Here is a 15422-nt window from a genome sequence, read left to right as displayed (position 1 = left end):
CCTAATAAGTATACCATAACCATAACTTTTTTCAATAATTGTAATCCTATAAATAAAAAAACACTCTTTATTAGAGAGTGTTTTTTATTTATGCTGTTTCCATATCTTCTTTATTCTTTGATGATTTATCAACAAGCATAGGTCTTACTTCACCTTCTGGTAATCTATGCACCTCAGGTTTTTCACCTTTTTTGATGGTATCTTCCGTTATAACTACCTTTGTAATTCTTTCATCTGAAGGAATTTCAAACATTATATCCATCATCATTTCTTCTATTATAGCTCTTAATCCTCTAGCACCAGTGCTTCTACTAATAGCTTCTTCCGCTATTGTATCTAATGCTTTCTCTGTGAATTCAAGATCTACATTGTCAAGTTCAAATAGCTTCTTATATTGCTTTACTAGAGCATTTTTAGGCTCACATAGTATTTTAACTAAAGCTGTCTTATCAAGAGATTCTAAAGTTACTAATATAGGTAATCTTCCTACAAATTCAGGTATTAAACCAAACTTTAAAAGATCTCCTGGCATAATCTCTTTAAATACTACTCCTAAATCTTTTTCTTGCTTTGATTGGATTTCTGCTCCAAAACCAATTGAACTTTTTCTTGTTCTCTTTTCAATTATTTTGTCTATTCCATCAAAGGCTCCACCACAAATAAATAATATATTTGAAGTATTTATTTGTAATAATTCTTGATGAGGATGTTTTCTTCCACCTTGTGGTGGTACTGAAGCAGTTGTTCCTTCTAATATTTTAAGAAGCGCTTGTTGAACACCTTCTCCTGAAACATCTCTTGTAATTGATGGATTTTCTGATTTTCTTGCAATCTTATCTATCTCATCTATATAAATAATACCTTTTTCTGCTTTTTCTATATCAAAATCAGCATTTTGTATTAATTTTAATAAGATATTTTCTACATCTTCTCCAACATATCCAGCTTCTGTTAATGTTGTTGCATCTGCAATTGCAAATGGAACATTAAGAACTTTAGCTAATGTTTGAGCAAGTAATGTTTTACCTGAACCTGTTGGTCCAAGTAGTAAGATATTACTCTTTTGTAATTCTATATCATCATTTGAGACTTTCTTAGTATTTATTCTCTTATAATGATTGTATACTGCAACAGCTAATGATTTTTTAGCTCCTTCTTGGCCTATTACATATGAATCAAGATATTCTTTAATTTCTTGTGGTTTAGGTAAATCTTGAGAAACTACATCGCTAGTTTCTTCAAATTCATCTTCTATAATTTCTGAGCATAATTCAATACATTCATCACATATATAGACTCCTGGACCAGCTATTAATCTTTTAACTTGATCTTGATTCTTGCCACAGAAAGAACATTTCAACTGTTTCTTTTCTTCGTATTTAGCCATATTTTCACCTCGCTAAGGACAAACCCTAATTATTATGCATTTTCGATTTCATTCTTAGTAATAACTTTATCAACTAATCCATATTCCATAGCTTCGTCTGCTTCTAAGAAGTAATCTCTTTCCACATCAACTTTTAATTTTTCTAAAGGTTGATTTGTGTTTTCACTTAGTATTTGATTTAATTTATCTTTTATTCTTAAAATTCTCTTTGCATGTATATCAAAATCAGTTGCTTGACCTTGGAATCCACCTAAAGGTTGGTGTATCATAATCTCAGCATTTGGAAGTGCAAATCTCTTTCCTTTTGCTCCTGATGAAAGTAAGAAAGATCCCATTGATGCAGCTAATCCAATACATATAGTACAAACGTCTGGTTTGATATATTGCATTGTATCATATATAGCCATACCAGCTGTAATTGATCCTCCTGGGCTATTTATATAAATATATATATCCTTATCTGGATCTTCACTTTCTAAGAATAAAAGCTGAGCAACTACTAAATTTGAAGTCGCATCATTTATTTCACCATTAATCATTATTATTCTATCTTTTAATAATCTAGAGAAGATATCATAACTTCTTTCTCCTCTATTTGTTTGTTCAACAACCATTGGAACTAAGCTCATTACTGTTCCCTCCTTTTTAATGTAACTTTAAATAAAATTATACCTCAACATTTATCTTTTGTTAATCTTTTTATTTGAAATAATTGCCAGAAAAATATTTTCTGGCAATTATCTAATCGTTACATCTATTAACTTTTAATATATCAATTATTTGCAGTTGTCTTCTAATAACTTAATTGTCTTTCCAACAACGATATCTTTTTCGATCATGTGCTTTTGAGTTTGAACTAACATTTCAGCCATTTTTTCGAATTCATCTCCAGCATACATCTTAGCTATTTCAGTAGCTTTTTCTTTAACTTCTTCTTCAGTAGCTTCGATTTTTTCAGCCTTTGCTATAGCTTCTAATACTAAGTCAGCCTTAACTTTCTTATCAGCATTTTCTTTCATGTATGATCTCATTTTTTCTTCTGTGTTTCCAGTGAATTGCATGTATTGTTCTAATGATAATCCTTGTTGGCTTAATCTTGCTTCAAGATCTTTAACCATGTTATCAATTTCTTTTTCAACCATTACTGCTGGAATTTCCATTTTTGAATTTTCAATAACTGCTGTTATTAATTCATCTTCAAATTCTCTTTCAAATGAAGATTTCTTAGTTTCTTCTATTTTACCAGTTATATCAGCTTTTAATTCAGCTAATGTATCAAATTCTGATACTTCTTTAGCGAATTCATCATCTAAAGCTGGCATTTCTTTAACTTTTATTTCTTTAACTTTAACTTCGAAAGTAGCTTCTTTTCCGTTTAAGTCTTCTTTTCCGTAGTTTTCTGGGAATTTAACTTTAACTTCTTTTTCTTCGTCAGTGCTTAATCCTATTAATTGATCTTCAAAGTTATCGATAAATGATCCTGAACCGATTTCTAATGAATAATCATGTCCTTCTCCACCTTCAAAAGCAACTCCGTCGATGAATCCTTTGAAATCTATAACAGCGATGTCACCTTTTTCAATTGATCCTTCTTCTTTAGTTTCTACTCTTGCGTTTTGAGCTTGCATGTTCTTTAATTGTCCTTCAACTTCAGCATCTTCTACTTTAACTTCTTTTCTCTTAACTGATAATCCCTTGTATTCTCCAAGTTCGATTTCTGGATATACAGTAACTTCTGCTGTATAAACTAAATCTTTTCCTTCTCCAACTTCTAATACATCTATGCTTGGGAAATCAACTGGCTTTAAGTTGTTTTCTTCAACTAATGTTGGGTATGTTTCACTTACTACTGTATTTATAGCATCTTCAAATAATACTTCTATACCGTAGTGCTTCTTAACCATTGCCATTGGCACTTTACCTTTTCTGAATCCAGGTATATTAAAATTTCTCTTATTCTTGTTGTAAGCTTTATTTAAAGCAGCAGTGAATTTTTCTGCCTCTACTCTCACTTCAAATTTAACAACATTAGCTTCTATCTTTTCCATTTTAGCTTCCATCTTTGTTCTTCCTCCTAAAATAGTTCTTTATTCTCGTTTATTTAACTACGTTATTATAACATAGATTTCTACACATTTTCAAATGCTTTGTGTTATATAGCAAATTTGGTATAACTTACTTTACAATACTTCCCTTATTATTAATTATATATTCATTTTTATCTACCTTAACTTCTATTCCTTTTTTAGGAACAACCTTACCTATAGTAATATCTTTACCAGCTACACTTCTTACTAAAGTATTATTTTTACTCTTTATATTGTATATCCATAAATACTCTTTATTAGCTGCTGTCCCAAAGTATGGTAGATTACTTCCATAAACTATATTATCATCATCTAGGAACTTAGCTTGATCATGCCAAACATACTCCTTGTCCTTTTTGATTATAGTATCTTTAGGGAACTTATCTCCCTTTGTAGATACATATTCTTTTCTTGTTATATCTGTAACTTTTCCATCTATATCTATTAGTTTCATATTTTGATCTTTATCTAATATTAGTAACAATTGTTTGTTAGGTGATATATCATAGCTAGCCCCTTCTATTTTTTCCATGCCAACGAATTCTTTCTTGTCATCAACTGTTTTATATTCACATTTAGCTACAACGTCCCCTCCAAGCTTTGCTTCTATATAAGTTTTCTTTGGAGGTTCCGGCTTAACTTCCGGCTCCTTAACTTCTGGCACTTTAGATTCTTCTACTGGTTTTTGAATGTCTGGATTATCACTATCAACCCATGCTTGTAATTTATTTCTTACATTAGAAAAATCCATACTTTCTATTTTAAATTTATATATAAGCAATCCAGCAATAATTGCTACCAAGCCAACTATTATTATAATTCTAAGCCTTCTTCGCTTCATCTTCTTTTCATAATCTTTACTAAAAATACTTGGTTTAGCCAAAATATTTACCTCCTAAATTTACTAATAATAAATATAGTATACAATATTTATTTAATTAAAATAATAGCCTTTTCTTATATTTTAATTACTTTTTTGCCTTAGCCTTACTTTTACAACGACAATTGCACACTTTAATTCCTAAAGCTCTCTTTTCATCATCTGTAAGTTTAGCTACATTATTTGAATACTCTTCATATTCTGGAGCATCTTTTAAAAAAGTCTTCTTTTCTAGTCTTAACATAACTACTCTCCTTTATTAAATTATTAACACTATGTGTTGTATTTTATTCTAACAAAAATTTGTAATTTTCTAAATTATATTTTAGCACAAATTAGACAATATAATACTCTTTATATAAATATTTTTATTTTTCTACTTTTTTCAACATTTTTAAACATTCTTTTAACTATTGATTAACAAAACGTAAATTAATCCTTTACCTATTGGAATTTATTTTAAATTTTAGTATAATTACATTAACAGATAAATAAAAATTAATTAAAGCCCATACCACTCTATTAGCAAACGCTATAGAGTTTAAATAAACCCCACAAAATGTTCATTTATTCCCTTTCTTAAATGAACATAACCCTTTAACCTGTACTATTTTAGTGCAGGTTTTTTATTGTATATAATAATATAACCGCTAAAAGACTTAAGCGGTTATATTGTTATAAGTATTTCATAGGATCTGTGTGATTACCATTAATTCTTATTTCAAAATGCAAATGCGCCCCTGTACTCATCCCAGTACTTCCAACCTTAGCTATAACTTGTTCACCTGAAACTTTCTGTCCAGTGGAAACTAAAAGTTCACTTGAATGTGCATATAAAGTTTGCTGTCCATTTCCATGATCTATTATTACAGTCTTTCCATACCCACTCATCCATCCAGCTGTAACAACAGTTCCACTTTTTGATGCTTTTATAGGTGCTCCATGTGGTGCTCCATAATCTACACCTGTATGGAACCCATTAGCACCTGTTACTGGATGTACTCTTGGTCCATAAGGACTAGTTATAGGACCTACTGTAGGAACCATGAATCCACTTGCTGCTTGATTATTATTATTATTATTTGAATCAGAATTATTATTACCATTATTGCTATTATTACTGCCACTACTATTCTTATTTATTTCATTAAATATCTTATTAATTTCATTTTGAAGTTCCTCATTATAACTTAATAGATCCTCAATTTTATTTTTCACGTTATTCTCTTCTGATGATAATTTATTTATTCTGCTCTCTTTTTCACGTTCTAAACTTTTTAGCTTATTAACCTCTGCTTCATGCTTGTCCTTCTCTACTTTAGACTTTTGCTTCAATTCTTCTTGCTCTTCTTTTGCGCTTTGCACTTCACTCTTCTTATTATTAAGAGTTTCCTTTTTTCCTTCTAATTCTTTATGTAATTCTTTTATTTCTTTTAAAAGATCATTATCTGTCTTTATTATCTTATTTACATTAAAGATATTTGAAAATAACTCTCCAATACTTTTACTTGAAAAAATCATATATAAATATTGAGATTGAAAATTTGCTTTATAATAACTTCTAAGTCTATTTTCTAATAATTCTTCTGTATTTTTAGCTTCTTCTTCGTTTTGTGCTATTTCTTTCTCATTTGTAGATATTTCTATGTTGATTTTATCTATTTCCTTCTTCAATCTCTGTACTTCATTTTCGTATTTTTTTAGTGCATTTTCTGACTTTGTAAGCTGAAGACTCTTATCTTCTATTTCCTTCATAATTGAATCAAGTTCAGCTTCCTGATCTTTTTTCTTCTTTTGTATATTATTCTTTTCTTTTTCCAAATCATTAATTTTTTCTTTATTACTCTCAATTTTTTCTTTATTAGAATTATTAGCTGCATACACCTTAAAATTATCGATTGGAACTAATACAGTTACCATAGTTATAATTATCGTGAGTGATATTACCTTCTTTTTCATGCCCCATTCCCCTTTCATTTATAACGAAAAATTCTCTACATCATCGACAGTCCACTTATTATTCTTATATATAAGCTTAGTTAAGAACTTCTTGCTATTTTCTTCTCTTCCTAATCCAAACAATACTTTGCTAGTATCATACTTTACCTCGCAAACTATCGTTGCTTTATACTCTCCATTTTTATATTGAAAATTACTCTTTTCTTTATCAATATCTAGAGATTTCATTTCATAATTATTTTTTAATATGAAATACTGTTTCTCTATAACTGAATATATCTTATCCCTTGCTTCGTTAGTTGCTCCTTCTATAGCACCCTTATCTTCACTATTTAAAGCTTCAAATACACTTTTATAAAAAGTATTTAAAGATGTATTTATTTCATTCCACAGTTCATCATTCGCTATATCTAGTTTTAAAGATATATTTGGTGTTTGAAGCACTTCACTTTCTTCTCCCTTTACAACGCCCCAAGGAAATTCCTTCTGAATTGAAAGCTTTATACTTCCATCAGTTGGCATTGGTCCTATATTTCTAAAGTCTTCACACTTTATACCACTATTCTTACCATTTATAAATACATTAGCATCTCCAAATTTACTATCTACAGTTACCATAATCCCGTCCAGCTTAAGCTCTACAGTCTCATCCTTCATTAAGGATATTTCTTCTTCTTTTTTTATTTCTCCATATTCATTAGCTATTGATCCACTAATCTTATATTTCCCTGGTATAAGGTTATTTAATGTATCTCCTGAATTTACTTTTTCTTTTCCATTTAAATATATATTGGCATCTTTAAAGTTACTTACAATTTTAAGATTAAAATTCTTTAAATTCACATAATAATTATCACCAAATATACCTTTTTCATTTACTAATTCAAAAATAGACTTTTCATTACCTTTCTTTAGTCCATCAATTACATTATTAACCTGTGAATCTTGCCCTTTATAATAAGCTATTAATGGAGCTAGATCCTTCTTCTTTAGTTTTTTATCATTAACTCTTATAATATCTTGAAGTTTAGATGCACTTCCATCCTCAAGACCTATCTCTAGACTTTTAAAAAGTTGTTCTTTTGTAGTTCTCATATTTCCTACAAAATATCCAGATAACAAAAATACTACAATACCAATTAAAATAATTATCTTGAGATTCTTTTTAAGAAATTCTCTATAAGTATCTTTGTTTAATTTTCTTATTTCATCACTTTTATTAACTAAGATATCCTTTGTTTTCTTAATAAATCTATCTAATTTTTCTTTAATCGCCATTTTTCACCTCAACCTTTAAATATATAATAATAAATTATTTGCCATAAAATCAATATTTTATTAACGTATTTTTCTATTTTTTTAATCATTTATTGTTAAACTTAATATTTTGGTAATAATTTAAGGCGCTATATAAACATTTCCGTCTATATAACGCCCTATTTTCACTATTCTAAAATATCTATAATCCACTTTCCGCAATCAACACATTTGTATACTCTTATAACAAATAAATCTAATGTTTCTTTACTTAATACATTTTCAAATTTTTCTTTTTCTTCTTTTGTTATAAACTCATCTTCTCCATTTATATATCCATGAATTTCGATGTAATAATTATCTTTACTCACTTTACAACATTCATTAATTTCAACACAGCTAATTCTTTCATAATCTAATTGATCTGCTAAATCTTGTATTATAGGAATTATATCTTCATACTCTTCAATTTCATCTAAGAAATCTTCTTCATAAAATGACATATCTTTTATTTTAAATAATTCTTTCATAATCATTCCTCCATATATAGGTTATTATCCTCATAATTTATAATACTATGCTATAATATAAAAAAGCAATTTATTATTTTAATGGAGGTTATTTATGGTTTTCGATTGTCATATGCATACAGAATTTTCTTCAGATAGTAAAATGAAGATAGAAGATGTAATAGAAAAAGGTAAGCAATTAAATATAGGAACTATAATAACAGAACATATGGATTATAATTATCCTGAAAAAGATTTATTTAAAGTTGATTGTAGTGAATTTTTTAATAGATACTCTAAATACAGAAGTGATAATTTATTACTAGGTATAGAAATTGGACTTTCACATACTATAGTTGATAAAAATAATATCATATCTAATTCATATCCTTTTGATTTTATTTTAGGTTCAATACATTCAATAAATGATGTTGATATCTTCATAAATTCAAAAAATACCACTTTATCAAAGCAAGAATATTTATCTGAGTATTTTGAAGAGATGATAAAAGACATAAGTGAATTTGATAATTTTGATTCACTATCTCACATTGATTATCCTTGTAGATATTTAAAATATGATGATAATGAAATATATTTATCCGAATTCTCAAATTATCTTGATAAAATATTTAATATACTAATAAAAAAGGACAAGGTTATAGAAGTAAATACTAGACGTCTTGGTGATGAAAAAGCAATTAAATCACTTATACCTATTTATAAAAGATATAAAGAATTAGGCGGAAGATACGTAACCATTGGATCTGATGCCCATAATAAAGAAGGAATAGGCTTATATCTTGATGCTGCAAAATATATCATAAAAGAGGCTGGTCTTACTCCTGTATATTTTAAAGAAAGAAAAATGCATGTTATTGATATATAAAAATAAAGCTAAGATAGTCTCTTAGCTTTATTTTTATATATTTTTCTAAATTCTTTTTTTATTAATAAAAAATCTTCTAAATCATTTAAAAATTGAAATAACATTGCTCTATTTTCAAATTCTTCTCTAGTCTTTGGAAGTGGCATTTCTTTATAACTTACTCTTAGCTTCTTCAATTTATAAAGTAGCTCTATACAATCATTATCTTCATATGTATTAATTGCTATATTCTCAGTAAATTTAGCCATTATTAATGTTTGATCATAAGTTATTGAAAATCTAGAAAAATGTGATGTCATTCTTTTTATGGTATCTAGCTGCTTTACTCTCATTTCTATATAATCTATATAATAAAGCTCTTCTTTAAATAAATAATTATTATTTATTTTATAAGCTAAAGTCCTAGTTTCCTCTATAATATCTTCAACTTCCTTAAGTCTTCTTCTTTCATTTACTGGAACAGCCTTTGTTATTAAACTTTTTGACATATCAAAAATTATATTTCTATACTGCTCCTCAATAAATTCTTTATTTATATTAAATTTATCATCAAGAGATGGCATATACAAATTGAATAATGAAGCTACTCCTATCCCTACAAAAGTTACAGCCTCTTCATTAACTATCCAACTTAAATCTATATTACTACTTACTAAAAGATGAGTTGATAAAACTGCTCCAACTATCATTCCTTCCTCTAATTTAAGCTTCTTTGTAATAGGAATAAATATAAGTAGGAAAAGTCCAAATACTAAAGAGTTATTACCAAGCAATACATATAATAAATAAGATAACACTACAGCTATAGTTGCTGATATTACTCTTCTCCCTCCAACTAATAATGCTTCTTTTTTTGTATCTTGAATGCTAAGTATAGCAATTATTCCAGCAGTTACGCCAAACTTTAACCCAAATCCTTCTGCTATAAATATAGCGATAGTTGCAGATACTGCCATCTTAAATGTGTTTCTTTTTAAAAATTCCATTCTCATCACCTTAAATTACTTTTCTTAAGTATATAATTTGTCTTAAGTATATAATAATAAATTTTAATGACTTTTTCTATTTAAATAATTATTTAACAATCTTCTTTGACTTTTATATAATTCTTAATCTCTAAATGACTTATTTATTATTCTTTTAATCCGAGTATTTACTATATCCATAACTAAATTTTAATCTCTATATAACTTATTTAAATTAGAACTTATGTAATAATTTGCAAAAAATCTACTAGACTTAAAATAGGAAATATAGGAGGGTTCATCTATGAGAGAAAAATATATAATTGCTTATTTAATAGATATAGGTCTAAAAACCATAACCAAAGAAGACACTCTAAAACTTACTCATATAAATATTGCATTTGCCAAAATAAATGACTGCGAAGTATATAGCAACCTAAAAAACTTAAATCACGTAGATAAAATAAGAGCATTTAATCCTAATGTAGCTATTCTAATATCAATCGGCGGATGGGGTGCTGGAGGCTTCTCTGAAGCCGCTTCAAATCATATAAATAGAAGATTATTTGCTAAAAGTGCAATTGAATTTATGCATACTCACAAATTAGATGGAATTGATCTTGATTGGGAATACCCATGTCACTCAGTAGCAGGAATAGATTCATCTCCTGATGACAAAGAAAATTTTACACTCTTATTAGAAGAGTTCAGAAAGCAATTAGATATTGAAGAAAGAAAATATAATAAACACTTTCTTTTAACTATAGCAGCTGGTGCCGATAAATATTATACTGATGCAACTGAAATGAGTAAAGTTCATCATTATTTGGATTATGTTCAACTTATGACTTATGATTTAAGAGATGGATTTCAAATTTTAACTGGTCACCATACTAATTTATATAATTCAACTGGAGATATCTTTAGGATATCAACTGACTCCTCAGTTAAATTATTTATAAAATCTGGTCTTCCTAAAGAAAAGATAGTTATAGGTTCAGCCTTCTATTCAAGAGCTTGGAGAGGTGTTCCAAACTTCAATAATGGATTATTCCAAATGGCAAAAACAACTGGCTTCTTTGGTGGAAATTACGATGTATTAAAAAGTTATTTCATAAATAAAAATGGTTTTAAAAGATATTGGGATGATGAAGCAAAAGCACCTTACCTATTTAACGGATGTGAATTTATATCATATGATGATGAAGAATCTTTAGAGTATAAATGTAATTATCTAAAGGATAATAACCTATTAGGAATGATGTTTTGGCATTATTCTGCTGATAGCACAGGAACACTTCTTAACAAGATTTATGAAGAACTTATATAAAAATAAGACTTATCTATATCTATAGATAAGTCTTATTTTCTTTAACCTTATTTTAATGAATCTTTTACTCTTTTGAAAGCATAATCAAGAAGAGAATCAAGATTATTATTATTCTTTCCTCCACCTTGAGCTAATATTTTGCTTCCGCCTCCTCTTCCATCAATTAAACTAATTGAATCCTTAAGAAGACTATTCATGTCTGCATTTTTTATATCCTTTGATGCTGCAAATATTAAGTTTACTCTATCCTCATTTTTTACTGCCATTAAAGCTATTACTTTACCCATTTCAGTAAGCCTTACCGCAAGCTTACTTACATACTTAACATCTTCATTATCATATATTTCTCTAATAACTGATACACCAGATACCTTATCAGCATTTTCTATAAGTTCTTTACTCTTATATTCTGATATTTCTATTGTAAGTTCCTTATTCCTGCTATTTGCAGTTTTCAATTCATTATTCAAGTTATTTATACTATTTATAGCCTCATCTTCACTACAACTTAAGAATCTACATATTTTTCTTGAAAATTCATCCTTTTTAAAGCTATCATTAATAGCTCTATAGCCGGCTAAATACTCTATTCTAGTATTACCTTTATGCTTTTCATATCTTCCAAGCTTTATAGCTTGAAGTTCTATAGTTCTACCTGGATGAACTCCACAGCAAGCATTTATATCTAAATCTTCAATTTTTACAATTCTTATTTTTTCATTTGTCTTTGGAAGATCACGTCTAAGTCCCATCTTCTTAAGTTCTCTTTTTTCTGGGAATAAAAATTCTACCTTTAAATTTTCATTTATAACTTTATTTGCATACTTTTCAGCTTCTCTTATTTGCTCTTCTGTAATTTCCCCTACTATATCTATAGTGCTTATTTCTTTTCCTAAGTGTATACCTGCAGTATTATGATTAAACAATTTGAAGAAGCATCCTGAAAGTGTATGCTGTGCTAAATGCTGTTGCATATAATCAAATCGTCTTTCCCAATCTATCTTACACTTTACTTTATGTATTTTTATAGGTTTTCTAGATACCACATGATATACATTTCCATCCCCTTCATATACATCTAAAACTTCATGTTCTCCTATGAATCCTAAATCACAAGGCTGACCTCCCCCACCTGGGAAGAATGCAGTTTTATCTAGAATTACATGAAATCTATCATCTTTTTCAATTATCTCTTCTATCTCTGCTGTAAATTCTTTTATGTATTGATCTATATAATATAACTTTTCCAAATTATACACGTCCTTTCATAATTACTACACTTAGTATATCATTTATACAATTTAATTTTAACATTCAAGTTTAAAAGTAAATATTAAAATGGCTATACTAAATATTATTAGTATAGCCATTCATTTTATATTAAATATTAATCTTAAAACTTACCATAATGAACTTTTTCATAATTTAACTTTGAATCATCATAAGCAGGTTTTTCTTCATCTTTATATCCTATAGTCAATATAGTTAATACTCCATAATTTTCTGGTAACCCTAATACATTTCTTACAGCTTCTTCCGAATCTCCGTTTTCACTTTGTCTATTTCTTATTTGTATCCAGCAAGAGCCAAGACCTACTTCTTGAGCTTCTAATTGAATTAATGTTGATGCTATTGAAGCATCTTCAATCCATACATTACTTCTTTCCGTATCTGCAACAACTACAATTGCAAGTGGTGAAGTCTTTAGTCCAAGTGTTCCTTTAGCCTTACACTCTTCTAACTTTAGTAATGTTTCCTTGTCATCAACTACTATAAACTCAACTGGTTTCTTATTCATTGATGATGGTGCAAGTAACGCCGCTTTAAGTATTTTATCTATCTTTTCTTTTTCGATTTTTTGTTCTTTATACTTTCTTATGCTTCTTCTTTCTCTTAGTATTTCTAACATTTAAATCATCCTTTCAGATTATATTTTTATTATTATATCATCCAATTATTAAATAAAATACTTTATTTAATATAATTAACTAGTTAGTTTATTATTAATTTTATATATTTTTCGGTATAACATAAAATTTTATACTAGAGTTTTCTGTTGATGATTTAGAAAGATAATATATTAGATTACAAAACTTAATCAAATATAGGTAGTTTATCAGAAATTATATATGTAAATATATAATTTCTCTATTTTCTCTTTATCCTCACTAGTCTATATACTAATACTATTTAGATAACTGGAAATCATAAAAAAATAAATAGTCTTGATATTTAAGTGATTAATAAAGCATATAAAAAATCACATGCATTTTACAAGTAAAATCACGTGATCTTTTATTTAACTAAGCTATATCTAAACTTAAAAGTTATGAAACTTTAATTTTTAGTTAATATATATTCTCACTCTATATTTGCTTATATATAAAAAAGATATTAATATATATATTAACTAAAGAAATAGAAGGTAACTTTAATGAAAAAAATGAAGAAAAAATTTTTTTTGATATTATTGATAATTTTAATATTATTAATAGGTGCTTATAAGTTATATTTAAATATTCCCACTGTACGCTATGAATCTAAAAATTTGAATATAACACTAAGATTTCCTAAAAGTTGGGGCGATAAATACATGGTTAAAGAATCTAAAGATTCATTATATGTATATTTTACTCCAAAAAACTCAAGTAATTTAAAAGGATTTTTATTTATTATAGCTAATAATAAAGATAAATCAATAAATACCTCTGAATATGATAGTATAGGTTCAAAAAATTACATAAAAATTAAAAATAACGAATATTTCATTGGTGGACCTACAGATACAGGTTTTCCTGATACTAATCCAGAATATTCTACATATAAGAAAATGCAAGATCAAATTCCTCAAATTATTAATTCAATAACATAAAAATAGTAGAACATTAGTGTTCTACTATTTTTATGTTAATTTACTCCAAATAAAATTTCTATCTTAATAAAGTCTAACTTCTACACTACAAAAAATGAAGCAGCTATAATTACATATACAGCTAATAACTGTACTCCTTCAAGCCAATTTGATTCACCATCATTTGCAACTTTATTTGCAATAATTACTGAAACCCCTAAAGCTACAAGTTCAAAAACATTAAATACAATACTCATTGGAGTGAACAAAAGACTTAAGAAAATTAGAACTGGTGCAACAAATAAAATTATTTGAAGACTTGATCCAAGTGCTATTTCTACGGCAACATCCATTTTATTTTTAAGTGCCATAACAACAGCAGTACTATGTTCTGCTGCATTTCCAATTATAGGTATTACAATAATACCTACAAAGAATTCACTTAATCCAAGTGATTGTGTCATAGGTTCCACTGCCCCAACTAAAAGTTCACTTTCAATTGCAATTAAAACTGTTGCTACAGCAAGAACTAATATAGATTTTTTAAGTGACCACTTAGCTATTTCTCCATTATCTTCATGTTCTACTTCATATATATCCTTATGAGTAAAGAATGAAAATACTAAACTTAATATGTAAATTGCAAACATTATAACAGCAACTATTATACTTAACCCTTCGTATTTTGTATTTAATAACTCTGGACTAACTGTATGTGTAAATATAGCAGGTATACTTAATCCTATAACTGAAAATAAAAGCATACTTGAACTTATATCTATAACTTTCTTATTAAATTTTTGAGTCTTAAATTTAAGTCCTCCAAATAGCATACTTGCACCTAGAACTAACAATGTGTTTCCTATTACTGACCCTGCTATTGATGCTTTAACCACATCAAACAGACCGCTCTTTAATGCAAAAAATGATATTATAAGCTCAGTTGCATTCCCAAAGGTAGCATTTAAAAATCCACCAAGCTTTGGTCCTGTATAAAATGATATCTCCTCTGTAGCTTCGCCCATAAGTCCAGCAAGCGGAATTATAGCAAGTGCTGCTAATATAAATAATATTGTAGGTGATAAATGCATAAACTCACCTATTATACTTATAGGTATAAATATTAATAAGTACTTTAAAAATTTCATGTTAATACCTCTTTCTTCGTTAGTATATTCTATTTTTTATTATTTTTTTTACTATTATACAATATAATTGTTAAATATATATAAATAGCTTACCTATTGTATTTACTATGTTTTCCATAATATTTTTAAAATTTATTCACTTAAAAATCTATATTTTTAT

At 27.5% G+C, this 15422-nt stretch carries 15 protein-coding genes; 3 read left to right on the top strand and 12 right to left on the bottom strand.

The features are described from left to right. Positions 1 to 88 precede the first annotated feature (88 nt). The 8 genes from clpX to ACQPUW_RS02270 all read right to left on the bottom strand — a co-directional run bounded on the left by clpX (position 89) and on the right by ACQPUW_RS02270 (position 8100). On the bottom strand, positions 89 to 1387 hold the full coding sequence (clpX, locus tag ACQPUW_RS02305) for an ATP-dependent Clp protease ATP-binding subunit ClpX (RefSeq protein WP_430835876.1): 1299 nt from the start codon (positions 1385 to 1387) through the stop codon (positions 89 to 91). A gap of 32 nt (positions 1388 to 1419) precedes the next feature. Further along, complete coding sequence (gene clpP, locus ACQPUW_RS02300) at positions 1420 to 2016, bottom strand: ATP-dependent Clp endopeptidase proteolytic subunit ClpP (RefSeq protein ID WP_430835875.1); 597 nt, start codon at positions 2014 to 2016, stop codon at positions 1420 to 1422. A gap of 147 nt (positions 2017 to 2163) precedes the next feature. Beyond that, complete coding sequence (gene tig, locus ACQPUW_RS02295) at positions 2164 to 3447, bottom strand: trigger factor (protein WP_430835874.1); 1284 nt, start codon at positions 3445 to 3447, stop codon at positions 2164 to 2166. 115 nt (positions 3448 to 3562) lie between these two features. Further along, positions 3563 to 4357, bottom strand: a complete 795-nt coding sequence (locus ACQPUW_RS02290; RefSeq protein WP_430835873.1) for a hypothetical protein — start codon at positions 4355 to 4357, stop codon at positions 3563 to 3565. 85 nt (positions 4358 to 4442) lie between these two features. Next, a complete protein-coding gene (locus tag ACQPUW_RS02285) occupies positions 4443 to 4598 on the bottom strand; it encodes a hypothetical protein (protein WP_430835872.1) in 156 nt (51 codons plus the stop codon). 431 nt (positions 4599 to 5029) lie between these two features. Next, positions 5030 to 6313 (bottom strand): murein hydrolase activator EnvC family protein, encoded by a 1284-nt coding sequence (locus ACQPUW_RS02280; protein ID WP_430835871.1) that lies wholly within the window; start codon positions 6311 to 6313, stop codon positions 5030 to 5032. Positions 6314 to 6331: 18 nt separating this feature from the next. Beyond that, positions 6332 to 7591: a TcaA 3rd/4th domain-containing protein gene (locus tag ACQPUW_RS02275; RefSeq protein WP_430835870.1), complete on the bottom strand. Its 1260-nt coding sequence runs from the start codon at positions 7589 to 7591 to the stop codon at positions 6332 to 6334. 167 nt (positions 7592 to 7758) lie between these two features. After that, the gene (locus ACQPUW_RS02270; protein WP_430834628.1) at positions 7759 to 8100 is read right to left on the bottom strand and encodes a hypothetical protein; all 342 of its coding nucleotides are present in this window, start codon (positions 8098 to 8100) and stop codon (positions 7759 to 7761) included. 94 nt (positions 8101 to 8194) lie between these two features. On the opposite strand from ACQPUW_RS02270, the gene ACQPUW_RS02265 reads away from it, so the two are divergent. Further along, a complete protein-coding gene (locus tag ACQPUW_RS02265; RefSeq protein WP_430835869.1) occupies positions 8195 to 8968 on the top strand; it encodes a histidinol phosphate phosphatase in 774 nt (257 codons plus the stop codon). Between the two features lie 8 nt (positions 8969 to 8976). Here the strand turns inward: ACQPUW_RS02265 and ACQPUW_RS02260 are convergent, their stop codons facing one another. Next, entirely contained in the window at positions 8977 to 9954 is a 978-nt protein-coding gene (locus ACQPUW_RS02260) for an aromatic acid exporter family protein (RefSeq protein ID WP_430835868.1), read from the bottom strand. Positions 9955 to 10237: 283 nt separating this feature from the next. Between ACQPUW_RS02260 and ACQPUW_RS02255 the strand changes: the two genes are divergently transcribed. Then, a complete protein-coding gene (locus ACQPUW_RS02255) occupies positions 10238 to 11263 on the top strand; it encodes a glycoside hydrolase family 18 protein (protein WP_430835867.1) in 1026 nt (341 codons plus the stop codon). 47 nt (positions 11264 to 11310) lie between these two features. Here ACQPUW_RS02255 and ACQPUW_RS02250 read toward each other — a convergent pair whose 3' ends face one another. Both ACQPUW_RS02250 and ACQPUW_RS02245 read right to left on the bottom strand, forming a co-directional pair. Continuing rightward, a complete protein-coding gene (locus ACQPUW_RS02250; RefSeq protein WP_430835866.1) occupies positions 11311 to 12513 on the bottom strand; it encodes an alanyl-tRNA editing protein in 1203 nt (400 codons plus the stop codon). Between the two features lie 143 nt (positions 12514 to 12656). Next, entirely contained in the window at positions 12657 to 13172 is a 516-nt protein-coding gene (locus ACQPUW_RS02245; protein ID WP_430835865.1) for a nitroreductase family protein, read from the bottom strand. Between the two features lie 684 nt (positions 13173 to 13856). On the opposite strand from ACQPUW_RS02245, the gene ACQPUW_RS02240 reads away from it, so the two are divergent. Further along, on the top strand, positions 13857 to 14135 hold the full coding sequence (locus tag ACQPUW_RS02240) for a hypothetical protein (RefSeq protein WP_430835864.1): 279 nt from the start codon (positions 13857 to 13859) through the stop codon (positions 14133 to 14135). An 80-nt stretch (positions 14136 to 14215) separates the two neighbouring features. Here the strand turns inward: ACQPUW_RS02240 and cax are convergent, their stop codons facing one another. Continuing rightward, positions 14216 to 15262 carry a calcium/proton exchanger gene (gene cax, locus ACQPUW_RS02235; protein WP_430835863.1) on the bottom strand — a complete coding sequence of 349 codons (1047 nt, stop codon included), beginning with the start codon at positions 15260 to 15262 and terminating at the stop codon, positions 14216 to 14218. Positions 15263 to 15422: the final 160 nt, after the last annotated feature.

Origin of the sequence: Clostridium sardiniense (genome assembly GCF_050584765.1) — a bacterium.
Classification (GTDB): Bacteria; Bacillota; Clostridia; order Clostridiales; family Clostridiaceae; genus Clostridium; species Clostridium sardiniense_A.
This window is presented reverse-complemented; position numbering and strand designations above follow the sequence as displayed.

Bases quoted from the DNA above. Each gene is read 5' to 3' on its own strand.
- clpX (WP_430835876.1), bottom strand. From the start codon at position 1,387: ATGGCTAAATACGAAGAAAAGAAACAGTTGAAATGTTCTTTCTGTGGC.
- clpP (WP_430835875.1), bottom strand. From the start codon at position 2,016: ATGAGCTTAGTTCCAATGGTTGTTGAACAAACAAATAGAGGAGAAAGA.
- tig (WP_430835874.1), bottom strand. From the start codon at position 3,447: ATGGAAGCTAAAATGGAAAAGATAGAAGCTAATGTTGTTAAATTTGAA.
- ACQPUW_RS02285 (WP_430835872.1), bottom strand. From the start codon at position 4,598: ATGTTAAGACTAGAAAAGAAGACTTTTTTAAAAGATGCTCCAGAATAT.
- ACQPUW_RS02280 (WP_430835871.1), bottom strand. From the start codon at position 6,313: ATGAAAAAGAAGGTAATATCACTCACGATAATTATAACTATGGTAACT.
- ACQPUW_RS02275 (WP_430835870.1), bottom strand. From the start codon at position 7,591: ATGGCGATTAAAGAAAAATTAGATAGATTTATTAAGAAAACAAAGGAT.
- ACQPUW_RS02270 (WP_430834628.1), bottom strand. From the start codon at position 8,100: ATGAAAGAATTATTTAAAATAAAAGATATGTCATTTTATGAAGAAGAT.
- ACQPUW_RS02265 (WP_430835869.1), top strand. From the start codon at position 8,195: ATGGTTTTCGATTGTCATATGCATACAGAATTTTCTTCAGATAGTAAA.
- ACQPUW_RS02260 (WP_430835868.1), bottom strand. From the start codon at position 9,954: ATGGAATTTTTAAAAAGAAACACATTTAAGATGGCAGTATCTGCAACT.
- ACQPUW_RS02255 (WP_430835867.1), top strand. From the start codon at position 10,238: ATGAGAGAAAAATATATAATTGCTTATTTAATAGATATAGGTCTAAAA.
- ACQPUW_RS02245 (WP_430835865.1), bottom strand. From the start codon at position 13,172: ATGTTAGAAATACTAAGAGAAAGAAGAAGCATAAGAAAGTATAAAGAA.
- ACQPUW_RS02240 (WP_430835864.1), top strand. From the start codon at position 13,857: ATGGTTAAAGAATCTAAAGATTCATTATATGTATATTTTACTCCAAAA.
- cax (WP_430835863.1), bottom strand. From the start codon at position 15,262: ATGAAATTTTTAAAGTACTTATTAATATTTATACCTATAAGTATAATA.